This window comes from Amycolatopsis sp. NPDC005003 (assembly GCF_053600695.1).
In genome coordinates this window covers 94,262-116,780 of record NZ_JBSGAI010000007.1, presented here as the reverse complement: position 1 = coordinate 116,780, position 22,519 = coordinate 94,262, and the positions used below count along the sequence as shown (strand labels likewise).

Genomic DNA, 22,519 nt, shown 5'->3' with positions numbered 1-22,519 from the left:
GACGCTTTCCGCCTGCACGACCCCTTCAACCCCGAGCGGATGACGGGATTCGAACCCGCGACCCTCACCTTGGCAAGGTGATGCGCTACCAGCTGCGCTACATCCGCGTTGTCCTGCTGATGGGGAGAACTCTATACCCACGCCTGAGGCGGCCGTCGGCGGGGTCCCCCTCTCCCCGGACCGGTGCTTCGGCGTCACAGCTGGCGTACAAGGGGTGACGACGGCTGATTCCCTCCGTATGGTGTCTCCATTCGACCGAATGGGGAGACCTTCGGGGAGGAGGTGCCGGGCCGGATGACCGAGCTGGGCACGGTGCCGCCACCAGCGGCCTCGGAATCCGACGAGCAGGCACTGCTGCAACGGCTGCGCAACGGCGAGGACGCCGCCTTCGGGGAGCTGTTCGAGCTGCACGCCGCCGCGGTCCGCCGGCTCGCGCAGAGCCTGGCCGCTGATCGGTCCGAGGCCGAGGACATCACCGCGGAGACGTTCTTCCGCGTGTTGCAGGCCCTCCGCCGGGGCGCCGGTCCCCGTGACTACATCCGGGCCTACCTGCTGACCGTCGCCCGCCGGGTGTCGTGGGAGTGGCACGGTGCGCGCCGGGACGTCCCGGTGTCCGACGACGAACTGACTTTCCGGGCCGGTGCGGGTGCCGACACGCATGCCCGCACGGCCGAGCACACGCTGATCACGACCGCGTTCACGAGTTTGCCGGAGCGGTGGCGGACGGTGTTGTGGCAGACCGAGGTCGAGGGTGAGCAGCCCGCGATGGTCGCTCCCCATTTCGGGTTGAGCGCGAACGCGACGGCCGCGCTGGCTCGCCGGGCGCGGCAGGGGTTGCGTGCGGCGTACCTGCAGGCGCACCTTTCGGTGAACCGCGGGCCGGACTCGTGCCGGGCGGTCGTCGAAAAGCTGGGTGGGTTCACCGCGGGCAGTGTCACCGGCGCCGAGGCCGAGCGGATCAAGGCGCACCTGCACGGCTGTCCGTCGTGCCGCGCGACGCAGGACGAGCTGCGGGACGTCTGCTCGTCGCTGCGGGCGCACGCCGGGGTGCTGGTGCTGCTGGTGCCGGCCGCCGCGTCGCTGGGTGGCGGTGGGGTGCTGGCCGGGCTGGGTGCGACGGTGAAGGGCGTCCTGGTCGGTTCGAAGGTCAAGATCGGGCTGGCGCTGGCGTCGACCGCCGCGGTGGGTGCGGTCGGTGTCGCGGCCGGGCCGGTGCTGTTCGCGGCCGGGCCGGTGCAGGACGTCGGGTTGCCCGGCGGGGCGCCCGAGCTCGTCGTGGTGCCGCCGTCGGAGACGCAGCACCAGCCGCCGCCCCAGGTGCCGCCGGAGCCGCGGATCGGGATCGGTGTGCTCAACGGCCGCGGGGTCGATCCCGTGGTCCCGGCCCGGTCGGCGGGCGGGGCGCAGCAGGTCGCCGCGAACGAAGTGCCTCAGCTGCCGGTGGCCGGGGACGTCCCGGTCGCGGTCGTGGGCGGCGCCGCTGCCGGTGACCAGCCCGCCCCGCGGGAAGACCTGGCTTCGTCGGCTCCCGTCGAGCCCGGACCGCAGGCGTCGTCGCCGCGGCTGGACTCGTCGAGGCCCGCGATGACGATGACGACGGAGTCGTCCGACGCTCCGGTACCGGAGGACGCCGACGTGCCCGAGGTGTCGCCGACCGGCCGGCCCGGCAAGCCGGCGCCGTCGTCGGATCAGCCGTCGGACCACCCGAAGAAGCCGGTGCCGAAGGACGACGAGACCGGCGCCACCGAGACGCCGGAGGAAACCTCGACGGACCCCTCGACACCGGACGCTTCGGCACCGGAGACCTCGACCACGGTGACGCCGACTTCGGGGAAGCCCTGCCCGGGCACCACCTCGGCCGTCACCGGGTCGGGCGAACCGGCGGACCCGGCTCCGGCCCCGCCGACGAGCTCTTGATCAGCGTTGATGGGCTCCACCGGGCGAGATGTCCGGTTCCTCCCTCGCGCGGGTGAGGTCGCGCAAGGTACCGTTCAGTTGTCTACGCTTGAGTCGCTCACCCTGCGGGCGCCCCGGGAGGCAACTGAATGAACCGGCTGGTACGCGGCGAAGACGGCCGCGACTGGGTGGTCCGTGCCCAGATGGAATGGCGCGCGCCGGCGACGGCCGACGACTTCGAGCACGACGTCGCGGGTAGCTACGGGCCCGGGATCGCGATGATCGTCGTCACCGCGCTGCTGGCGGTGATCCTCGTCGTGTGGACGCCGGACCAGGTCAACGTCCCCGCGTGGGTGCTGCTGGCGTTGCTGCTCGTGGTGCTGTTCTTCCCGCTGCGGTGGATCCTGCGCCGTCCGTGGACGGTGGTCGCGGAGACCGAGGGCGACGTGACCGGGGACAGGCCGTCCGAGCGCTGGGTCGGCACCATCCGCGGCATGTTCACCGTGCAGGGCGAGGTCAAGAAGATCTCCAAGACCATCCAGCGGCACTCGCTGCCCGACTTCGACGGGCCGCTTCACCCGGTCGAGTAGGACACTGGAGCCATGCCCGAGCTACCCGAGGTCGAAGCACTGGCTCACCACCTGCGCGAGAACGCCGTGGGCCGGACGATCTTCCGCATCGATGTCGCATCGCTGAGCGTGCTGAAGACGGCGACGCCGCCGTGGACGGACCTGCACGGCCGGGAGATCACCGGCGCGACCCGGCACGGCAAGCACCTCGACGTCGTGGCGGGCGACCTGCACCTGGTCGTGCACCTGGCCCGGGCGGGCTGGCTGCGCTGGTCCGACGGCCTCGCCGCGGCGCCGCTGAAGCCGGGGAAGGGCCCGATCTCGCTGCGGGTGCACCTCGAGTCCGCCACCGGGCCCGGCTTCGACCTCACCGAAGCGGGCACGAAGAAGGGCCTCGCGGTATGGGTCGTCAAGGACCCGCAGGAGATCGCGAGCGTGGCGCGGCTGGGGCCGGACGCGCTCGCCGTGGACGCCGCCCGGCTGCGTGAGCTGTTCGCCGGGAAGAACACCCGGCTGAAGTGGGCGCTGACCGACCAGTCGCTCCTCGCCGGGATCGGCAACGCCTACTCCGACGAGATCATGCACCGCGCGAAGCTCTCGCCGTACGCGACGATCGGCAAGCTCGACGAAGGCGCGCTCGAGACCCTCGCCGAGGCGATCCACGAGATCGAGTCGGACGCCGTCGAGCGGTCGGTGGGGCAGAAGGCGGCCCGGCTGAAGGGCGAGAAGCGGTCGGGCCTGCGGGTCCACGCGCGCACCGGGCTGCCGTGCCCCGTCTGCGGCGACACGATCCGCGAAATATCCTTCGCCGACAAGTCGTTCCAGTACTGCCCGACCTGCCAGACCGGCGGCAAGCCCCTCGCCGACCGGCGGATGTCCAGGCTGCTGAAGTAGCGGCTTCCGGACGCTCGGTAGGGTCTCCTCTACCCTCGGTCATCGCAGTTGGACAGAAAGTGGGATCAGGCCTTGCACCCGGTCGTTCGAGCGCAGAGCATGGACGCCGTGTCCGGGTTCCCGCTTGCGCAGATCGTCCCGTGGGGTCTTGTGGTGCTGCTCGGCGTCACGGTGATCGTCCTGGTCGTGAAGCTGCGCAAACCAGGCAGCGAGGTCGAGGACGCCATGCTGCAGGCGGTGCACCGGATGTCGAAGGCGGCGCCGAACCTGCGCGCCGGCCTGGACGAGGACGCCGCCGACAAGATCACCACGCAGCTGCTGCAGATGCTCGACTGCGTCGCCGTCGGCATCACCGACAGCGAAGGCACGCTGCTGTCCTGGGACGGCGAGGCGAACGAGCACTACGTCGACCTCGTCGACGCGATCGGGGCGGCGATCCGCAAGCACCGCCGCGAGGTCGTCGCGCACGACCGGATGCCGTGCAACCACCGCGGCACCTGCCGGATGAAGACCGCGGTGATCGTGCCGCTGCTGGTGGAGGGCGAGACCGAGGCGGCGCTGATCGTCGTGGGCCGCACCCGCGGCCGGCTGGTGCAGATGGCCGACGCCGTCGCCCAGTTCGTCTGCACCCAGTTCGAGCTGTCCCGGCTCGACGAGTCGAAGCAGCAGCTCCAGCAGGCCGAGATCAAGGCGCTGCGGGCCCAGATCTCGCCGCACTTCGTCTACAACGCGCTGAACACGATCTCCGCGCTGATCCGCACGGACCCCGAAGAGGCGCGAGAGCTGCTTCAGGACTTCGCCGACTTCACGCGCTACTCGTTCCGGACGTCGGGCATGTTCACCTCGCTCGCCGAAGAGCTGCGCAACATCGACCGCTACCTGACCATCGAGAACGCCCGCTTCGGCGGCCGGCTCGAGGTGCGGATGAAGATCGCGCCCGAGGTGCTCAGCGTCGTCGTGCCGTTCCTGATCATCCAGCCGCTGGTGGAGAACGCGGTCAAGCACGGCCTGGCCAGCAAGCCCAGCGGCGGCTGCGTCACGGTGATCGCGCAGGACTACGGCACCGAGGCGCTGATCAGCGTCGAGGACGACGGCATCGGCATGGACCCGCGGCGGCTCAACGACCTCAAGAGCGCCCACCGCACCGGCGCGCACGTCGGGCTCGGCAACATCAACCAGCGCATGCAGCAGGTCTTCGGCAGCGACTACGCGGTGATGGTCGAGACCGCGCCCGGCGCCGGCATGAAGGTGACGCTGCGGGTGCCGAAGTTCGTCCCGGGCGTCCGGCCGAACATGCCGGACTACAGCTCGGAAGCCGACACCGGCGAGGCCGACGTCCCGGCGCAGGGCGGTCCGGCCCAGCTGAACGGCGCCGAGGTGAACGGCGTCAACGGCACGCGCTCCGGCATCCTCCCGATGAGCTGAATCCGGCTGTGACATCCGGGGCTTCGCCCCAGGCCGGGGGCTTCGCCACCCGGACCCCCGAAAGATCCGGCTAGCCTGGCTGCATGAGCGTTACGGACAAACTGGCTTCGCGGATCCCGGTGCTCGCCGACCGGGTCGAGCGCAAGGACGTCGTGGCCGTGGTGAAGCTGCACGGCGTGATCACCCCGTCGCCGTCGCCGCTGGCCAGGGGCGCGATCAACCTGGCCGCGGTGGAGTCGGCGCTGACCAGGGCGTTCGGTCACGAGCGGCTGAAGGCGGTCGCGTTGCTGGTGAACTCCCCGGGTGGCGCGCCGACGCAGTCGGGCCTGGTGGCCGAGCGGATCCGGCAGCTGGCCGACGAGAAGAACGTGCCGGTGCTGGCGTTCTGCGAGGACGTCGCCGCGTCGGGCGGGTACTGGCTGGCGTGCGCCGCCGACGAGATCTACGCCCACCGCACGTCGATGGTCGGCTCGATCGGCGTGATCAGCGGCGGCTTCGGGTTCACCGGCCTGCTGGAACGCTTCGGCATCGAGCGCCGCCTGCACACCGCGGGCGCGAACAAGTCGCGGCTGGACCCGTTCTCACCGGAGAAGCCCGAAGACGTCGAGTGGCTCAAGAAGATGCACGCCCAGCTCCACGAGCTGTTCGTGAACTGGGTGAAGGAGCGCCGCGGCGACCGCCTGACCGACTCGGAGGACCTGTTCACCGGCGACGTCTGGCTGGGTGCGAAGGCGGCCGAGCTCGGCCTGGTCGACGGCCTGGGCAGTCTCCGGCAGATCATCACCGAGCGCTACCCGGACGCGGAGATCTCGGTGGCCGAGCCGAAGAAGCCGCTGCTCGCCCGCCTCGGCATCGGCGCGCCGGCGGCCGCGTCGGCGGTGCTGGACGCGGTGACGCAGAAGGCGGCCTGGTCTCGCTTCGGCCTCTGATCGAGTGGCCTTCCGGGCAGACTTTGTGACCTGAATCACCCAACCCCTGTAACGCCTCTGGAATCGCGACGAGGGCTCAGGTCTCCTTGTCGACGGGCTTTGTTGTGAACGGCAACAAATCCGGTCGACAAGGAGGTCGTCCCCGATGCCCCACTCCCGCAGACTCGTCCTCGGCGCGGTGCTCGGCGCCGCGCTCATCGCCGTCCCGCTGACCCTGCCCGCCGCCGCGTCGATCCCGCCGCCCGAATCGGGCTGGACGACGGTGTTCGCCGACGACTTCACCGGCGGCTCCGGCTCGCTCCCCTCGAGCGCGAACTGGCTGATCGACACCGGCCACAGCTACCCGGGCGGCCCCGCCAACTGGGGTACCGGTGAAATCCAGAACTACACCGCCAGCACGGCCAACCTCGCTCAGGACGGTGCCGGCAACCTCCGCATCACGCCGTTGCGCGACGGCGCGGGCAACTGGACGTCGGCGCGGATCGAAACCCAGCGCACCGACTTCAAGCCCCCGGCGGGCGGCGTCATGCGGATCGAAAGCCGGATCCAGATGCCGGACGTCACCGGCGCCGCCGCGCTCGGCTACTGGCCCGCGTTCTGGGCGCTCGGCGGCCCCTACCGCGGCAAATACTGGAACTGGCCCGCCATCGGCGAGTTCGACATCATGGAGAACGTCAACGGGATCAACTCCGTCTGGGGCGTCCTGCACTGCGGCGTCAACCCGGGCGGCCCGTGCAACGAGACCACCGGCCTGCCGAACAACCGCGCCTGCCCGGGCAGCAGCTGCCAGTCGGCCTTCCACACCTACCGCTTCGAATGGGACGCGAGCAGCAGCCCGCAGGTGTTCCGCTGGTTCGTCGACGGCCAGCAGTTCCACTCGGTGAGCCAGAACCAGGTCGACGCGACGACCTGGGCGAACATGACCACCCACCAGGGTTACTTCGTGCTGCTGAACGTCGCCATCGGTGGTGCGTTCCCGAACAACAACTCGGGCACGACCACGCCGGGGCCGGGGATCGTGCCGGGCCGCCCGATGGTCGTCGACTACGTCACGGTGACCACCCGCGGCGGCGGTGGCGGCACGACGACCCCGCCGGCCACGACCACGCCGCCCTCCGGTGGCGGCAGTGCCTACAGCACCATCCAGGCCGAGTCGTTCGGCCAGCAGTCCGGGGTGATCACCGAAGCCACGTCCGACACCGGCGGCGGGCAGAACATCGGCGCGGTGGCCAACGGCGACTGGACGCTCTACCCGAACATCGACTTCGGCGGCAGTCCGGCGACGAACTTCCAGGCGCGCGTGGCGTCCGGGGCCGCGAGCGGGGTCAGCGGGCTCGTCGAAGTGCGGCTCGACAGCCGGTCCAACGCACCCATCGGCAGCTTCGCGGTCGGCAACACCGGCGGCTGGCAGAGCTGGCGGACCGTCCCGGCGAACATCAGCGCGGTCACCGGCGTGCACAACGTCTACCTGACGTTCACCAGCGGTCAGCCCGCGGATTTCGTGAACCTCAACTGGTTCACCTTCGTGCACTGAGACGGGGGCCCGCGGCCCCTGGCCGCGGGTCTCCTCACTTCAAGCGGACGGGGGCTGGACATTGCACTCGGCAATGGGCAGGATGCGTTTCACTGTGAGTGCTCACGATGACACCCGGAAGCTCGTGGTCCTGGCCGTGGACGACGAGCCGAACGGTCTTGACGAACTCGTCCACTGCCTGCGCAACAGCCCGCACGTGGCGAAGGTGTTCCCGGCGATCGACGCCTCCGAGGCGCTGCGGTTGCTGTCCACCGACGACCCGCGGCTGCGCGAGCGCAAGGACCGCGGCCTGCCGATCGTCGACGCCGTCTTCGCGGACATCGACATGCCCGGGCTGTCCGGCATGGAGATGTCCCGCGTGTTCGCCGCGCTCCGGCCCTCGCCCGCGCTGGTGTTCGTCACCGGGCACGCCGAAGAAGCCGTCAACGCCTTCGACCTCGGCGCGCTCGACTACGTGCTCAAGCCCTACCAGCAGGACCGCCTCGACCGCGCGATCACCCGCGTGATGGACAAGCTCGCCGCCGCCGCGGCGCCCCCGCCCGGCGCGATGGGCGGGGAGCCGGTCAAGAACGACGACGAGGTCATCCCGGTCGAGCTGGCCGGCACCACCAAGCTCATCCCGCGCTCGTCGGTCCGCTGGGTCGAGGCGCAGGGCGACTACGCACGGCTGTTCACCACCGAAGGCAGCCACCTGGTCCGCATCCCGCTGGCCCAGCTCGAAGAGCGCTGGGAGAAGGCCGGGTTCGTCCGCATCCACCGGTCGTTCCTGGTCGCCCTGCCGCTGATCACCGAGCTGCGCATGGGCCAGGGCGGTTACCAGGTCGTCATCGGCAACGAGGAGAAGGTGCTGCCGGTGAGCCGGCGGCACACCCGCGCGCTGAAGGACCGGCTGGTCGGTTCGGGCCGGAACGGCTGACCCGGGACCGGCCATGACCGACGACTTCTACGAGCGCCGCGCGAACGGCGTCCGCGAACCGGATCCGACCCTCGGCAGGCGCGGCCCCCGGCACCGGCCGCTGCCGCAGCCGGCGGAGCGGGCCGTCGTCGAGCACCTGCCGCCGGCACCGGAGAGCGAGCCGGCCCCGAAGCCGGAACACCACGCGAAACCCAAGCGGGAGCGGGTGATCCTCGCCGACCCGCGCCGCGGTGCCGGCACCCTGCGGGCCCGGGTCGAGCTGGAGGAGCAGACCAGCTGGGGGAAGCTGCTGGTCCGCGACCACCTGGTGAAGGTGCAGCTGCGCACGGCGTTGCTGCTCGCCCTGCTCGTCGTCGGCGTCTTCGGCTCGCTGCCCGTGCTGTTCTACCTCGTGCCCGGGTTCTCCCAGGCCAGCCTGCTCGGCATCCCGGTGGCCTGGCTGATTCTCGGCGTGCTGCCGTTCCCGTTCCTGTTCGGCGTCGGAATCTGGTACAACCGGCTCGCCGAACGCAACGAACGCGCGTTCGTGGACATGATCGAAAACTAGTTTCGCACTGACTCGTGCGAGGATTCCTCCCGTGCAGTTGAACCCGTGGGCCTTGACCGGCATCGTGCTGGTCGCCGTGGTGACGCCCTACCTCGGTCACCGCTCCTCGCGGTCGGCGACGAGCACGCACGACTTCCTGGTCGCGCGGCGCACCGTGCGGTCCCGCCGCAACGCCGCCGCGATTTCCGGCGAGTACCTGTCCGCGGCTTCCTTCCTCGGCATCGCCGGGATCGTGCTCAAGGACGGCGCCGACGCACTGTGGTTCCCGATCGGGTTCACCGCGGGGTACCTCGCGCTGATGCTGTTCGTGGCGGCCCCGCTGCGCCGGTCCGGGGCGTACACGCTGCCCGACTTCGTCGAAATGCGGCTCGGCTCGCAGGGCCTGCGCCGGTTTTCCACGGCGTTCGTCGTGTTCATCGGGATCCTGTACATGGCCCCGCAGCTGCAGGGCGCCGGCCTGACCCTGGCGACGGTCGTGCCCGTGCCGGCCTGGGCGGGCGCCATCGCGGTGATGGTTCTGGTGGCGTTCAACGTGATCTCCGGCGGGATGCGGGCGATCACCGTGGTCCAGGCCTTCCAGTACTGGCTCAAGCTGTTCGCGATCGCGGTGCCCGCGTTCGTGCTGTGCATGGTCTTCTTCGCCGGCGGCGGGCCGGACGGGTTCCGGCCGCTCGGCTCGCCCGCGCCGCCGGTGTTCGTCACCGACACCACGGTGGACGTGCAGACCGACGTCACCCTGCGCGTCACCGCGGACACCTACCTCTACGCCTACGGCCGCACCGACAACGGCCCGGCGGCCGGACAGACGCACTGGACGCCGCTGGCGCCGCACACGGTTTCCGAAGGCACCAAGCTGAAGTTCGTGGCCGGCACGCCGGTCCCGGTGGTCAGCGACTCCGTCGCCGACAACGCGGACTGGCTGCACCCGGGCTCGGGTAGCGTCACCGACCTGCTCCAGACGTACTCGCTGATGTTCGCGACGTTCCTCGGCACGATGGGCCTGCCGCACGTGCTGGTGCGCTTCTACACCAACCCGGACGGCAAGGCCGCGCGTCGCACGACCGTGCACGTCCTGCTGCTGCTCGGGCTGTTCTACCTGTTCCCGACGCTGCTGGGCGCGCTGTCGCGGATGTACGTCCCCGAGCTGCTGGTCACCGGCAAGACGGACGCGGCGATCCTGCGGCTGCCCTCGGCGATCCTGCCCGGGGTCGGCGGCCAGATCCTCGGCGCGGTCACCGCGGCCGGTGCGTTCGCCGCGTTCCTGTCCAGCACGTCCGGCCTGCTGGTGAGCGTGGCCGGGGTGGTCTCGACCGATCTGCTGCCCGGTCGGGTGCGGGACTTCCGGGTGGCGGCCGGGCTGGTCGCGCTGTTCCCGATCGCGCTGGCCGTCGCGCTGCGGCCGGAGGACATCTCGCTGTCGATCGGGTTGACGTTCGCCCTCGCCGCGTCGACGTTCAGCCCGCTGCTGGTGCTGGGCATCTGGTGGCGCAAGCTGTCCTGGCCGGGTGCGCTGGCCGGGATGTTCGTCGGCGGCGGCCTGGTGCTGGCCGCGCTGGTGGTCAACGTCGTGAGCGGCTACACCGGCGGCTGGGCGCCCTGGTTCGTCAACCAGCCCGCGCTGATCACCGTCCCGGCCGCCTTCGTGACGACCTACCTGGTCAGCCGCGTGACCGGGTACGGCCGCCCGGAGCACGTCCACGACATCATGCTGCGCCTGCACGCGCCGGACCCGCTCGGCTTCATGCGGGACAGGGCCGTCGCGAGGTTCGGCCAGGCCGAGGAGAAGACCCGCGTCTCCGGCCGCGGACGACACCGCAAGTGACCCCGTGTCGCCCCTCCGATCACGCGTGATGCCCTCCCAGTCACGCGTGATGCCCCGCAGATCACGCGAGCTGCCCGGAACCGCACGGGTGATCCGCTACCTCACGCGCGGGCAACGCCTCCGCATGGCAGCATGGGAATCGTGGTGAGCCCTGCTGAACTGCCGACCGCCGAGGTCCGCGACCTGCCCAAGGACGGCCTCGTGCTGCTCGATGTCCGCGAAGACGACGAGTGGGCCGCCGGGCACGCTCCCGGCGCGGTGCACATCCCGATGGGGGAGCTGCCCGCCCGCGTCGGCGAGCTGGCCGACCTGCCCGACGACCAGCCGATCCACGTGATCTGCCGCAGCGGCGGCCGGTCCGCGCGGGCGGCCGCGTGGCTGAACCAGAGCGGCTGGGACGCGGTGAACGTGGCCGGCGGCATGGGCGCGTGGCAGCGCGAAGGCCGTCCGATGGTCGGCGAGCACCCCGGCATCGAACCCGAAGTGATCTAGCCTTGCACCCGGGGCAGCCTCCCGCCGGGCAGCCGTACCCGCCCGGGTACTGGCCGCGCCAAGCGGCGCCGCCGACCGCCCAGCAGCTGCAGGGCCGGACGCTGGCCGCCCAGCCGGAGCCGTACCCCTACCACCGCCGTCCGGGGCACCGGCCGAGGCTGCGCTGGGTGGCGACCCCGCCGCCCGGCGCGTGGCCGCGCCGCCGCGTCGTGGCGCCCGAGCCGTACCTCGGGCCACCGTCGTACCCGGTGCCGCCGCGCTGGGGGTTCCCGAACCTGGTCTGGCGGCGCCCGACGTCGGTGCCCGGCACGGCCTCCGACGAACTCCGCCCGATCGACCGGGTGCCGGTGCTCAGCCGCAGCGTGGTCGTCGTGCTCTTCGCGTTCGCGGTGCTCGCCGTGGCCGCCGCGAGTGCGGAGATCTGGCGGTACGTCCTGCTCATCCAGGGCCGGGAAGCCGCGTTGTCCCGCTCGGTGGTGGCGTTCTCCGACGGTTTCGTGCTCACCGCGGGCCTGCTGGCCTCGATCCTCGCGCTGCTGCCCGCCGGGCTGTCGCTCTGGTGGCTGCTCGTCGCGCGCCAGGCGGCGGCGGACGTGTCGGGCGACGACCCGCCGCGGCCGGTGTGGCAGGTGCTGGTCGGCGTCCTGGTCCCGGTGGCGAACCTGCCGCTGGCGCTTTCGGTCGTCGGCGAGCTGGAGCACGCCGTCCTGGGCCGCTCGCGCGACGACCGGCCGAAGCCGTCGCGCCAGGTGCTCGCGTGGTGGGGCGCCTGGCTGCTGAACTGGATCCTGCTGGGCGTGTCGATCTTCTGGCGCTTCCGCGACGACGTGCAGTCGATGGCCGACAGCGTCGTCATCGTCGCGCTGACCGACCTGTCCGCGGCCGCGCTGGCGGTGCTGACGGCCCTGGTGGTGCGGCGGTTCTCCGCGCTGCTGGCGCCGTCGGAGGCGCTGGCCGTGCGTGAGATGCGCGTGCTGAAGGTCCAGGGCGCGCCCGAGCCGGAACTGCGGGCTTCGCGGCCGGCCGGCGCCGCGCGCTAGTAGCGGCCGAAGACCGGTTCGAGCTGGTCGAAGGCCTGTTCGGCAAGGGGCCAGAGTTCGTCGACGATCGTCTTCTCGTTCTCGAGCGACCGGTCGAAGACCTCCTGGAAGAGCACGCGCAGGACCGTCGTGAGGTGCGCGGCGGCGAGCGTGGGGCCGAGGTCTTCTTCGGGGTGACGCCGGATGAGGAGGTCGGTGAGCGCCGTCTCGCGCTCGCGGTGCATCTCGTGCAGCGCGTTCGTCAGGACCGGGCTTTCCTTGATCATCCGGACGAAGCCGGGGCCGGAGAAGCCGACCAGCGCGTGCTCGGCACCCAGTGCTTCGAAGTAGAGCTCGCGCGTGTCGTGGAAGACGCTGTCCCGGATCAGGGCGGCGGGCCAGGACGCGAAGTCTTCGCGGATGTCGAAGACCAGGTCTTCCTTGCGTGGGAAGTGGTTCGTCACGGTCATCTTGGCGACCCGCGCCTCGGCGGCGATGTCCGCGATCGTCACGTCCTCGAAGCCGTTGCGGATGAACAGCCGCGTGGCCACGTCGGAGATGGTCTTCCTGGTCTCGTGCTTCTTCTGGGCCCGGAGTCCCTCGCTCATGGCGTCACCCTACTGGGTTCGACCCAAGATTGTGCTTGACCCAGTGAATGGGTCGGACCTAATCTGAGGTTCGACCTAATCACCTGGGGGTGAGCATGACGACGGCGGTAAGGCCCGATGCGGCGCTGTGGCGGCTCGGCGGGGTGCTGATCATGGGCGCGGTGCTGTCGATCCTCGACGCGACGATCGTGACCGTCGGGATCGGCTCGATCGCCCGTGACCTCGGCAGCCCGCTGACCACGGTGCAGTGGGTGGCGAGCGCGTACCTGCTCGCGGCCTCGGCGGCCATCCCGCTGTCGGGCTGGCTGACCGACCGGTTCGGCGGCCGTGCGGTCTGGCTGGCGGCGGTGGCGATCTTCACGGCGGGCACGCTGCTGTGCGGCTTCGCCTGGTCCGCGCCTTCGCTGGTGGCCTTCCGGGTGCTGCACGGGCTCGGCGGCGGGTTGATGCAGCCGGTCGGGCAGGCGGTGTTCGCGCAGGAGGCGGGGCCGGTGCTGGGCCGGATGATCGGCGTGATCACCCTGCCGGCCGCGGTGGCGCCGGTGCTGGGCCCGATGCTCGGCGGCGCGCTGGTGGCGGACTTCGGGTGGCGCTGGATGTTCTTCGGCGTCGTCCCGCTGGGCGTGGTGACGTTCCTGTGCGCGCGGCGGCTCCTCCCGGCGCCGCCACCCGGCGGCGCGAAGGCCGCGTTGGACATCCGGGGAATCGCGTTGCTCTCGCCCGGGCTCGGTGTGCTTGTCTACGGGCTCGCCGAAGGAGTCGTCGTCGCCTGGGTGGCCGGGGCCGCGCTGCTGGTGGCGTACGGCGTCCACGCTTCGCGGGTGGCGTCGCCGGTGCTCGAGCTCGCGTTGTTCCGGAACAAGGGGTTCGCGGTCGCGAGCGCGAGCACGTTCCTGCTGGGAGCGTCGCTGTACAGCTCGATGCTGTTGCTTCCGCTCTACTACGAGCAGGTCGAGCACGCGAGCCCGCTGCGCGCCGGGCTGCTGCTGGCGCCCCAAGCGCTGGGCTCGGCAGCGGTCATGCTGATGAGCGGCCGGCTACTGGCCCGGTTCGGGCCGCGCCGCCTGATGCTGGCCGGGATCGCGCTGTCCCTGCTGGGCACGATCGCCTTCACTCAGCTCGGCTCGGCGCCCGGCGGCGTCCTGCTGACCCTGTCCCTCCTGACCCGCGGCGTCGGCCTGGGCGTGGCGACGGCTCCCGGCATGACGACGCTGTACGGCTCGCTGGAGCGGTCCCGGATCCCCCGGGCGGCGAGCGCGTTCAACGTGGTCAACCGCATCGGCGGCTCGTTGGGCACCGCGCTGCTGGCCGCGATCCTCCACCGCGAGCTCACGGCCGCCGCACCGGCCGCGGCGGCGTTCGGCACCACGTTCACGTGGGCGCTGGCCCTGTCGGCGCTGACCTTGATCCCCGCACTTTTCTTTCCGCAGAGGAGCATCCGGTGACTTTCCGCCTGTTGAGCGTCCACGCCCACCCGGACGACGAGTCGAGCAAGGGCGCGGCCACCCTGGCCCGCTACGCGGCCGAAGGTGTCGATGTCCTGGTCGCCACCTGCACCGGCGGCGAGCGCGGCGACATCCTGAACCCGGCCTTGGACACGGCGGAGACACGGGCGGACCTCCCGGCGATCCGCCGTCGCGAGATGGCCGCGGCCGCCTCGATCCTGGGGGTCCGCCAACGTTTCCTGGGCATGGTCGACTCAGGCTTGCCCGGCCCCGGCGAGCCGCTGCCCGAGGGCTGCTTCGCGGCCCTGCCGCTGTCCGAGGCAGCGGCCCCGCTGGTGGCGCTGATCCGCGAGTTCCGCCCGCACGTGGTGATCACGTACGACGAAACGGGCGGCTACCCCCACCCGGACCACATCCGCACCCACGAGGTGACCCTCGAAGCCTTCACCGCGGCGGCCGACCCCGCCCGCTACCCCGGCGCGGGCGCACCTTGGCGCCCCCAGAAGCTGTACTACCAGGCAACCCTGAGCCGCGCCTGGTTCCAGGCCATCCACGACGCCACCCTGGCCGCCGGCCTGGAGTCGTCGATGGCCGAGGTCCTGAACGAGCTCCCACCCGACGAAGTCCCGGTCACCACGAAAATCCGCTGCGAGGCCCACTTCGCCACCCGCGACCGGGCCCTCCTGGCCCACGCCACCCAGGTGGACCCGGCCCACCCGTTCTTCGCCCACTCACGCGAAATCGAACGCCAGGTCTGGCCCCACGAGGATTACCACCTGGCCCACCCAGCCCCAACCCCCGAAACCGACCTCTTCACCGGACTAACCCCATGACAACCCGTGCCGTCCCAACCACATGTGATGCCCCTCCAATCACGCGAGATGCCTCCCCAATCACGCGAGATTCCCCTCCAGACACGCGAGATCCGCCTCCAATCACGCGAGGTCCGGCCCGAGTCACGCGAGATCGGGCCCGAGTCACGCGAGATCCGGCCTGAATCACGCGAGATTCGGCCCGAGTCACGCGAGACCCGGCCGCGGTCACGCCAGTTGGGGCCCGAATCTCGGGAGACCAGGCCTGACCACGCGATGGCGGGCTTCGGTCACGCGGTGACCCGAAGCTCCCGCAACCCGCGGATCACGAACTCCGGCCGCCGCGGCGGCGTCCCGGCCAACCGCAGCCCCGGCAGCTTCTCCGCCAGCGCACTGAGCGCGGCGGCGATCTCCACCCGAGCGAGAGGAGCACCCACGCAGTAGTGGATCCCGAGACCGAACCCGAGGTGGGCGTTCGGCGTGCGGCCGATGTCCAGGCGGTCCGGCTCGTCGAACACCTCCGGATCGCGGGCCGCGGCACCCAGCAGCGCCCCGATCTTCTCGCCACGAGGCACGACATATCCGCCGATCGACACGTCCTCGGTCGCCGTCCGCTCGAACAGCTGCAGGGGCGCGTCGAACCGGATCAGCTCCTCGACGCACGAATCCAGAAGGGCAGGTGAGGCCAGCAGGCGCTCCCACTGGTCCCGGTGCGTCAGCAGGGCCGTGATGCCGTTGCCGAGCACGTTGACCGTCGCCTCGTGGCCGGCCATCAGCAGCAAGACCGCCGTCGCCACCAGCTCGTCGGGGGTCAGCTCGCTGTGGAGGAGGTCGCTGATGATGTCGTCCCCCGGCGAAGACGCGCGGGCGGCCGCGACCGACCGGACGTAGGAAACGAACTCGGCCGCGGCTTGCTCGGCCGCGTCGCGTCCTTCCTCGGACAGGCCGTACTCGTACATCTTCACGATGGCGTTCGACAGCTGGACCATCCGCGGCCCGTCCGCGCCGGGGACACCCAGCAGTTCGGCGATCACCGCGACCGGCAGCGGCTGAGCCAGGTGCTCGAGGAGGTCGGCGCTGCCGTCGGCGGCGATCGCGGCCGCCAGGTCGTCGACCATGCCGGCGGCCAGCTTGGCGACCATCGGGCGCAGCCGTTGCACGTGGCCGCGGCCGAACGCGCCGGCGATCAGGCGGCGCAGGCGGGTGTGCGCCGGCGGCTCGTTCTCCAGGAGGGAGTTGCGGTGCAGCAGGTTGAACGACGCGAACCGCTCGAGCGGCTGGGCGTCCTGCCAGATCCGGCCCAGGCCGCGGTGGCGCAGCACGGCCGACGACGCGGCGTGCGACACCGCGATGGCGATGCCGAGCCCTTCGTGGAAATGGACTTCGCCGCGTGCGCGCAGCGCGGCGAACGCCGGGTACGGGTCTTCCAGGAACGCGGGATCGCGGGGGTCGAACACGTCGCGAGACTAACCCTTCGATAGCGTCTGAAGCCGAGCCAGAGGAGGCAGCAGTGGGCAAGGGCGCGCGCAAGAAGGGTCCCAAGCAGGCGTCGGACCGCAAGCCGAAGGTGCGCGACGTCTTCGTCGGCCAGCCGTTCGAAGGGCTGGCGGCGGAGCCCGAGCTGATCGCGCTGCGCGAGTTCGTGCCGTCCGCGACGGCGCAGCTCACCCTCGCCGACGGCGGTGACGTCACCCTCGGGACCGTGCTGCCGATGGCGGCCGCCGCCTTCGTGCGCTCGGACGGCCGGCGCTACCTCGGCCTGCAGGTGCAGACCCGCTCGTCCGACATCAGCCGTGACCTCGGCCGGTCGCTGAAGTGGCTGCTGGACGCCAAGGAGGGCGACGTCCTCGGCGTGCCGGACACCACCACCCCGCCGGCCGCCGACGAGCACGCGCGGCTCCAGGACCTGCTCGCCCCGGGCGCCGAACTCGACGTCACGTTGCACACGGACTTCGGCTGGTGGCTGCCCGAGGACGCGGACGCCACCGGTGACGTCGCCGTGTCGCTCGAGCGCGCGAACGCCGCCATCATGCCCACCGAACGGCTCGGCTCGGGCGCCTACTGGGTCCTCGCCGGCGAGAAGGCGCACCTGCGCTGGGTCCGGCCGGAGCCGGAGAACCTGCTGCTCCAGGCCCTCGCCCGGCTCTCCGCGGCCGGCGAGCTCGGCCTCGGCGAGGGCTCGCGCTACGCGGGCTCCTTCCGGGCGCACGGCCTGCTGGTCCCGGTCTGGGACCTCGACCCCGAGGCCCACGCCCGCGAGTGGGCCGAAGCCAAGGACGCCCTCGGCGCCCGGCTCGAGACGGCGCTCAAGTCGCTCGACGACGAGCCGCTGAACGCGACCGAGCGCCGGGCGCGCGACGGCCTCATCGGCCGGCAGCTCACCCTGCGCTGACCCTCGTCGCCCGGCTGCCAACGCTGCGCCGGCCGGCCGCCGGGGCTGTGCTGGCCCTCGTCGGGTGGCTGCCGACGCTGCGCCGGCCTTCGCCGGCTGGTCGCGGGGTTGTGCTGGCTCTCGTCGGCTGGTCGCGGGGTTGCGCTGGCTCTCGTCGGCCGGCTGCCGACGCTGCGCTGGCCCCCGTCGGGCGGCTGCCGACGCTGCGCTGGCCCCCGTCGGGCGGCTGCCGACGCTGCGCTGGCCCCCGTCGGCTGGTCGCGGGAGCGATGCAGGCCGTCATCGGCCGGCCGCGGGTGCGCTGCGCCGGCCCTCATCGAACTGCCCACTGACCCTCCTCAGCGGGCGCCGGGCCACCGGGCGAACCGGTGGGCCCAGCCCACTCGATGAGCGTTCAACCAGGCATTATGTGGCGCAAGAGACACCGACGCCGGATCGTGCCGGTGGGACGATTCTCGGCGTGATACTTCACATCTGCGGGGCGGCCGACTGGGCCGAAGTGCGTGAAGGCGGCGAGTTCCGGGCGCCGTCGCTGGGGGAAGTCGGGTTCATCCACTGTTCCGACTTCGGCGCGGTGCACCTGCCGGCCAACATCCGGTACCGCGGCCGGACCGACCTGGTGCTGCTCGAAATCGACCCGGCGAAGGTCGACGCGCCGGTCCGGTGGGAGGAAGGCGTGCCGCCGCATCCGGATGGGCTGTGGTTCCCGCACGTCTACGGGCCGATCCCGCACGCGGCGGTCGTCGGCGTGCACGAATTCCGTGAGTCCGAAGGCGGCGGTTTCCGGCTGCCCGACTCGCTCGCCCGCCGCTGACGTGGGCAGACCATCACCCGGCCGACCAAGAGCGAATTCGGCCGGGGACGCAGGCAACCTGAGGGGGCTGTGATGCGTGTTGGGGAGGAAAGCGAGCCTGCTTCCGGCTACCCGACCCCGATGGGAGGCGATACGGTGACCGCTGCGGCACCCGTCTTCACCGGGGGAGAAACCTGGGTGACCAGCGCAGGCCGAGGGAGGGCCGCGACGTTGCCTGGCGAATTCGTCGACTTCGGCGACTTCGTGCAGGCCACCCTGCCCGGGTTGCTGAGGTACGGCCACGCGCTCACCGGCAACCCGCACGACGCCGCGGACCTGGTGCAGACCGTGCTGGAAAAGATCGGTTCGCGCTGGTCCTACGTCCACGAGAAGACGGGCGACCCGCTGGCCTACGTCCGCCGGTCGATGGCGAACGCGCACGTGAGCCGCTGGCGCCGGACGCGCCGCGAGAACCTCGTCGCGGACTTGCCGGACACCAGCCCGCACGTGCCGGCCGACCCGTTCGAGCACGAGCCGCTGTGGCGTGCGTTACGAACGCTGCCGCCGAGACAACGGGCCGTGATGGTGCTGCGTTACTACGAAGGTCTCTCGGAAGCGGAGATCGCCGGTGCCCTCGGGATCACCCAGGGCACCGTGAAGAGCCAGGCCAGCAAGGCGATCACGTCGTTGCGGATGAAGCTGAAGTCGGCCGACGGCGAGGGCGAAGGGAGTGGTGCGGGTTGAACATCTCCGAGGACGAACTGGAGCAGCGCCTGCGCGCGCTGTTCGCCGACGAGCGGCTGGACCTGCCGCCGCCGCCCGACGCCGGCACCGTGATCGTCACCGGTGCGCGTCGACGGCGCCGTCGACGCCACGCCGTGCAGGCCGTGGCCGGGGTCGCGGCCGCGGCGGTCGCCGTCGCCGGTGGGCTGACCGTGTTCCGGGTCCACACCGAGGACGGCACGGCGGCGATGTCCGCCCCCGGCACCGGGGCCAGCACCAAACCACCCGAGAACCTCACGCAGGGCCGGCCACCGGAGCCGTCGACGCCCGGGCCGACCGGTACCCAGAGCATCCAGGCTTCCGCGCCGCCGGGATCGTCGACGTCGACGCCACCGCGGCGGCCGTCGGCCACCCCGGCGCCGTCCACGCTCGCCGACGTGACCAGCGGGCCGCTGCTCGCGGCGGACGGCTTCGGCAAGCTCAAGCTGGGTATGTCCGAGGCCGACGTGGCCGCGCAGAAGGTCACGCTCAGCGACCCGCGGGCCGGCGCGGGCTGCACCGTCTACAAGGCACAGGGCGCCGGGGTCCCCGTGTCCGCGAGCGTCGTCATTTCGAAGGCGGCCGGGCTCGTCGTCGTCACGCCGGACGTGGCCGCGCACACCGCCGAGGGCATCGGCGCCGGGTCCACGAAGGACCAGATCCTCGCCGCCTACCCCGCGGCCAAGGCCGAAGCCGGCGGCGTCGTCGCCCCGGCCGGGACGGCGGCCGAGTACCGCTTCCGGCTCGGCGAGACCGGAGTCGTGCAGACGAGCCTGACGAGCGCCGCCCAGGACTGCGCCGGCTGAGGGCCGGCCGCATGCAGGAACCCGGGCTGTCCACAGGGGGAGAGCCCGGGTTTCCTGTTCGTCCACGCCTCGCCGCCACCCGCGGCGGAAGCTTACGAAAGCGTCAGAGCGCGCCGCCGGCCACCGGCGGCATCTGCGCGTCGGTGCCGCCGTCGCCGACGGACTCGCGGTACAGGTGGTTCTCGACCTCGAACAGGTTGCCGTTCGCCCGCTTGACGACGTTCAGCAGCGTGTTCATCTGCGAGATCTCTTCGACCTGTTCCTTGAGGAACCACTGCGTGAACTGCTCGCTGATGTAGTCCTCTTCGGCGCGCGCGGCCTTCGCCATCGCGGAGATGTCGGCCGCGACCTCCTTCTCCTGCTCGAGCGCGAGCTCGATGAGCTCGGTGACGCCGGAGAAGTCGTTGCGCACCTCCCCGGTGCCGGGGATCTCGACGTGGTGGTCGCGGTCGAGCATGTACTGCACGAGCGCCATCGCGTGGTTGCGCTCTTCGACGGACTGCTTGTAGAAGTGCTTCGCCAGCTGCGGCAGGTCCTCGGCGTCGAACCACACCGCGAGCGCGATGTACTGCTGGGACGCGTTGAACTCGTTGTGGATCTGCGCCTGCAGCAGTTCGTAGAACTTCGAGCGCGGCTCTTTCTTCTTGGTGAGGGCCATGGAGATCAGAATAGATCAAGATAGGCCGGAATGCCACTCGGTACTGGTGATCTACCCCCTATTAGGGTTACCATTCCTAAAGAAGACGAACCTTATTTAAGTAAGCCTTCCCTAAATTGTTGAATGCAATTTAGGGAAGGCTTGCTTTATTCAGCGCAGAGGGTCGCGGCGGATCGGGCACGACATGCACCGCGGCCCGCCCCGGCCGGATCCCAGCTCCGAGCCCGCGATCGGCAGCACCTCGATGCCGGCCGCCTCCAGCCGCTCGTTCGTCTCGACGTTCCGCTCGTAACCGACGACCACGCCGGGCGCCAGCGCGAGCGTGTTGTTGCCGTCGTCCCACTGTTCGCGTTCGGCCGTCACCGGGTCGAGGCCGGTGTCGATGACGCGCAGCCGGTCGATCTCCATCGCCTCGGCCGCCGCCACCAGGAACGGCGCCGGGCCGGCGACCTTCACCCCGCCGTCGCCGGTCGGGCGCAGCGTGAACGCCGTCAGCGAGTCGCGCGCCAGCGGGTACATCACCACCGCGTCGGCGTCGACCATCGTGCACACCGTGTCCAGGTGCATGGTCGCGCGGGACTGCTCGATCGGCACCGCCAGCACGGTGTGCGCGATGCCGTCGGCGAACACCGACCGCGCGAGCGACTCCGCGCCGGCCGCCGTCGTCCGCTCGCCGACGCCGATGGCGAGCACGCCCGGCGCCAGCAGCATCACGTCGCCGCCCTCGATCGGCGCCGAATGGGCGCCGTACGCACGAGCGGCGTGGCGGAACTGCGGGTGGTAGGCGTAGATCAGGTCGAGCACCGCCGTCTCGCGCCGGCGCGCGGGCATGGTCAGCGACGAAATCGCCACGCGGTCGGCGATCCACACCGACGAGTCGCGGGTGAACAGCAGGTTCGGCAGCGGATCGACGGCGAAGTCGTGCGGGTGGTTCATCATCCGCACCAGCGACGCGCCCTCCGCCGACGGCAGCTCCTCGAACGTCATCCCGGCCATCAGCACCTCGGCGAGACCGGCCGCGTCGACGCCCGAAAGGTGTGACCGCAGCGAGTCGGCCAGGTCGCCGCCGAGCCGCCGGTCGTCGACCGCCGCGTGCACGCCCGCCGCGTGCGCCCGGTCGTCCTCCAGGGCCGTCCGGAGCGCGTCGGCCAGCAGCAGGACGTCGACCCCGCGGCCGCGCAGCACCTCGGCGAACCTGTCGTGCTCGTCCTGGGCCCGGTCGACCCACGGGATGGAGTCGAACAGGAGCTGGTCGTTGTTGCGGGGCGTCAGCCTTTTGAGCTCGTTGCCGGGCCGGTGCAGCAGCACCGCGCGCAGGGGTCCGACTTCGCTGTCCACCCGGGGAGGTGCCGTTTCGTCGATCACGCCATGAGCTTAGTCAGGGCAGCCAGGAAACGTGCCCCTTGAGCAGCGAGTATCCGACGAACGACACGAAGTCGAACAGCGTGTGCGCGGCGACCAGCGGCCACAGCCGGTTGGTCTTCTGCCACAGCCGCCCGAACACCAGCCCCATGACGAAGTTCCCGACGAACCCGCCGAACCCCTGGTAGAGGTGGTACGACCCGCGCAGCACCGCGGCGCCGAACACGGCGGTGTTCTCCCGGACGCCGAGCTGCCGCAGCCGGGTCAGCAGGTAGCCGATGACCAGCACTTCCTCGGCGAAGGCGTTGCCGAACGCCGAGAGCGTCAGCGTGATCGGACGCCACCAGGTATCGCCCAAAGTGGACGGTTGCACCGCCAGGCTGAACCCCAGGTGGTAGGAGACGAAGTACAGCGCCAGGCCCGGGATCCCGATCAGCGCGGCGAGCACGACGGTCAGCAGCGTGTCGCGGCCCGGCGACCGGCGGTCCAGGCCCAGCCGGGTGACCTTGATGCCCGCGCGCCACAGCAGGTACAGCCCGAGCGCGCCCCAGCCGACCAGCTGCGCCGCCGACAACAGCTGCTTGAGCAGGTCGATCAGGCTCGCCGCGGCCTGCGGCACGTTCAGCTGGGTCTGCTGCTGGGCCAGCGGCACCGGCTGCAGCAGCGAGTCCACAAGGGACAGCAGGCTGCGCACGCCGGACATGCCGAGCGTGATCCCGAAGACGATCAGCAGCTCGACCTTGATCGCGCGGCGCTCGGCCGGGTCCTCGATCGTCCCGGGGAACTCCGGGCGGGCCGGGGCCAGCCACGATCGCGCGGTGAACGTCATGGACGCACG

The 22,519-nt window shown here is 71.3% G+C and carries 22 protein-coding genes and 1 tRNA gene; 17 read left to right on the top strand and 6 right to left on the bottom strand.

Annotated elements, in window-relative coordinates:
* Positions 1–34: 34 nt before the first annotated feature.
* Positions 35–107 (bottom strand) — tRNA-Gly (locus ACWED2_RS10820).
* Between the two features lie 187 nt (positions 108–294).
* Between ACWED2_RS10820 and ACWED2_RS10815 the strand changes: the two genes are divergently transcribed.
* The 11 genes from ACWED2_RS10815 to ACWED2_RS10765 all read left to right on the top strand — a co-directional run bounded on the left by ACWED2_RS10815 (position 295) and on the right by ACWED2_RS10765 (position 12,064).
* The gene (locus ACWED2_RS10815; protein ID WP_449690231.1) at positions 295–1,917 is read left to right on the top strand and encodes a zf-HC2 domain-containing protein; all 1,623 of its coding nucleotides are present in this window, start codon (positions 295–297) and stop codon (positions 1,915–1,917) included.
* 128 nt (positions 1,918–2,045) lie between these two features.
* Positions 2,046–2,486: a hypothetical protein gene (locus tag ACWED2_RS10810; protein ID WP_003076880.1), complete on the top strand. Its 441-nt coding sequence runs from the start codon at positions 2,046–2,048 to the stop codon at positions 2,484–2,486.
* A gap of 12 nt (positions 2,487–2,498) precedes the next feature.
* Positions 2,499–3,359 (top strand): Fpg/Nei family DNA glycosylase, encoded by an 861-nt coding sequence (locus tag ACWED2_RS10805; protein ID WP_449690230.1) that lies wholly within the window; start codon positions 2,499–2,501, stop codon positions 3,357–3,359.
* A 99-nt stretch (positions 3,360–3,458) separates the two neighbouring features.
* Positions 3,459–4,784, top strand: coding sequence for a histidine kinase (locus ACWED2_RS10800; RefSeq protein ID WP_449690229.1), 1,326 nt, complete (start codon positions 3,459–3,461; stop codon positions 4,782–4,784).
* A gap of 83 nt (positions 4,785–4,867) precedes the next feature.
* A complete protein-coding gene (locus tag ACWED2_RS10795; RefSeq protein WP_449690228.1) occupies positions 4,868–5,713 on the top strand; it encodes a S49 family peptidase in 846 nt (281 codons plus the stop codon).
* A gap of 145 nt (positions 5,714–5,858) precedes the next feature.
* Positions 5,859–7,247 carry a glycoside hydrolase family 16 protein gene (locus tag ACWED2_RS10790; RefSeq protein WP_449690227.1) on the top strand — a complete coding sequence of 463 codons (1,389 nt, stop codon included), beginning with the start codon at positions 5,859–5,861 and terminating at the stop codon, positions 7,245–7,247.
* An 82-nt stretch (positions 7,248–7,329) separates the two neighbouring features.
* On the top strand, positions 7,330–8,163 hold the full coding sequence (locus ACWED2_RS10785) for a LytR/AlgR family response regulator transcription factor (protein ID WP_449690226.1): 834 nt from the start codon (positions 7,330–7,332) through the stop codon (positions 8,161–8,163).
* A gap of 13 nt (positions 8,164–8,176) precedes the next feature.
* On the top strand, positions 8,177–8,710 hold the full coding sequence (locus tag ACWED2_RS10780; protein WP_449690225.1) for a hypothetical protein: 534 nt from the start codon (positions 8,177–8,179) through the stop codon (positions 8,708–8,710).
* Positions 8,711–8,741: 31 nt separating this feature from the next.
* A complete protein-coding gene (locus ACWED2_RS10775; protein WP_449690224.1) occupies positions 8,742–10,532 on the top strand; it encodes a sodium/solute symporter in 1,791 nt (596 codons plus the stop codon).
* A gap of 132 nt (positions 10,533–10,664) precedes the next feature.
* Positions 10,665–11,024, top strand: coding sequence for a rhodanese-like domain-containing protein (locus ACWED2_RS10770; RefSeq protein ID WP_086847539.1), 360 nt, complete (start codon positions 10,665–10,667; stop codon positions 11,022–11,024).
* A gap of 2 nt (positions 11,025–11,026) precedes the next feature.
* Positions 11,027–12,064 (top strand): DUF4328 domain-containing protein, encoded by a 1,038-nt coding sequence (locus ACWED2_RS10765; protein ID WP_449690223.1) that lies wholly within the window; start codon positions 11,027–11,029, stop codon positions 12,062–12,064.
* Here ACWED2_RS10765 and ACWED2_RS10760 read toward each other — a convergent pair.
* Positions 12,061–12,651 (bottom strand): TetR/AcrR family transcriptional regulator, encoded by a 591-nt coding sequence (locus tag ACWED2_RS10760; RefSeq protein WP_449690222.1) that lies wholly within the window; start codon positions 12,649–12,651, stop codon positions 12,061–12,063. The genes ACWED2_RS10765 and ACWED2_RS10760 overlap by 4 nt on opposite strands.
* Positions 12,652–12,746: 95 nt before the next feature.
* Between ACWED2_RS10760 and ACWED2_RS10755 the strand changes: the two genes are divergently transcribed.
* Together ACWED2_RS10755 and mca are read left to right on the top strand one after the other, a co-directional pair.
* Entirely contained in the window at positions 12,747–14,096 is a 1,350-nt protein-coding gene (locus ACWED2_RS10755) for a DHA2 family efflux MFS transporter permease subunit (protein ID WP_449690221.1), read from the top strand.
* Positions 14,093–14,929, top strand: a complete 837-nt coding sequence (gene mca / locus ACWED2_RS10750; protein ID WP_449690220.1) for a mycothiol conjugate amidase Mca — start codon at positions 14,093–14,095, stop codon at positions 14,927–14,929. Before ACWED2_RS10755 ends, mca begins: the two co-directional genes overlap by 4 nt.
* Before the next feature lie 269 nt (positions 14,930–15,198).
* Here mca and ACWED2_RS10745 read toward each other — a convergent pair whose 3' ends face one another.
* Positions 15,199–16,365, bottom strand: a complete 1,167-nt coding sequence (locus ACWED2_RS10745) for a cytochrome P450 (protein WP_449690219.1) — start codon at positions 16,363–16,365, stop codon at positions 15,199–15,201.
* 53 nt (positions 16,366–16,418) lie between these two features.
* On the opposite strand from ACWED2_RS10745, the gene ACWED2_RS10740 reads away from it, so the two are divergent.
* The 4 genes from ACWED2_RS10740 to ACWED2_RS10725 all read left to right on the top strand — a co-directional run bounded on the left by ACWED2_RS10740 (position 16,419) and on the right by ACWED2_RS10725 (position 19,661).
* The gene (locus tag ACWED2_RS10740) at positions 16,419–17,300 is read left to right on the top strand and encodes a DUF5926 family protein (RefSeq protein ID WP_449690218.1); all 882 of its coding nucleotides are present in this window, start codon (positions 16,419–16,421) and stop codon (positions 17,298–17,300) included.
* A gap of 460 nt (positions 17,301–17,760) precedes the next feature.
* Positions 17,761–18,114 (top strand): DUF952 domain-containing protein, encoded by a 354-nt coding sequence (locus ACWED2_RS10735; RefSeq protein ID WP_449690217.1) that lies wholly within the window; start codon positions 17,761–17,763, stop codon positions 18,112–18,114.
* A gap of 210 nt (positions 18,115–18,324) precedes the next feature.
* Complete coding sequence (locus ACWED2_RS10730; RefSeq protein ID WP_449690216.1) at positions 18,325–18,837, top strand: SigE family RNA polymerase sigma factor; 513 nt, start codon at positions 18,325–18,327, stop codon at positions 18,835–18,837.
* Positions 18,834–19,661 (top strand): hypothetical protein, encoded by an 828-nt coding sequence (locus ACWED2_RS10725; RefSeq protein ID WP_449690215.1) that lies wholly within the window; start codon positions 18,834–18,836, stop codon positions 19,659–19,661. Before ACWED2_RS10730 ends, ACWED2_RS10725 begins: the two co-directional genes overlap by 4 nt.
* A 103-nt stretch (positions 19,662–19,764) precedes the next feature.
* Here the strand turns inward: ACWED2_RS10725 and ACWED2_RS10720 are convergent, their stop codons facing one another.
* The 3 genes from ACWED2_RS10720 to ACWED2_RS10710 all read right to left on the bottom strand — a co-directional run bounded on the left by ACWED2_RS10720 (position 19,765) and on the right by ACWED2_RS10710 (position 22,510).
* Complete coding sequence (locus tag ACWED2_RS10720) at positions 19,765–20,319, bottom strand: ferritin (protein WP_449690214.1); 555 nt, start codon at positions 20,317–20,319, stop codon at positions 19,765–19,767.
* A gap of 150 nt (positions 20,320–20,469) precedes the next feature.
* Complete coding sequence (locus tag ACWED2_RS10715) at positions 20,470–21,657, bottom strand: arginine deiminase (protein ID WP_449690374.1); 1,188 nt, start codon at positions 21,655–21,657, stop codon at positions 20,470–20,472.
* A 40-nt stretch (positions 21,658–21,697) separates the two neighbouring features.
* Positions 21,698–22,510: a CPBP family intramembrane glutamic endopeptidase gene (locus tag ACWED2_RS10710; protein WP_449690213.1), complete on the bottom strand. Its 813-nt coding sequence runs from the start codon at positions 22,508–22,510 to the stop codon at positions 21,698–21,700.
* Positions 22,511–22,519: the final 9 nt, after the last annotated feature.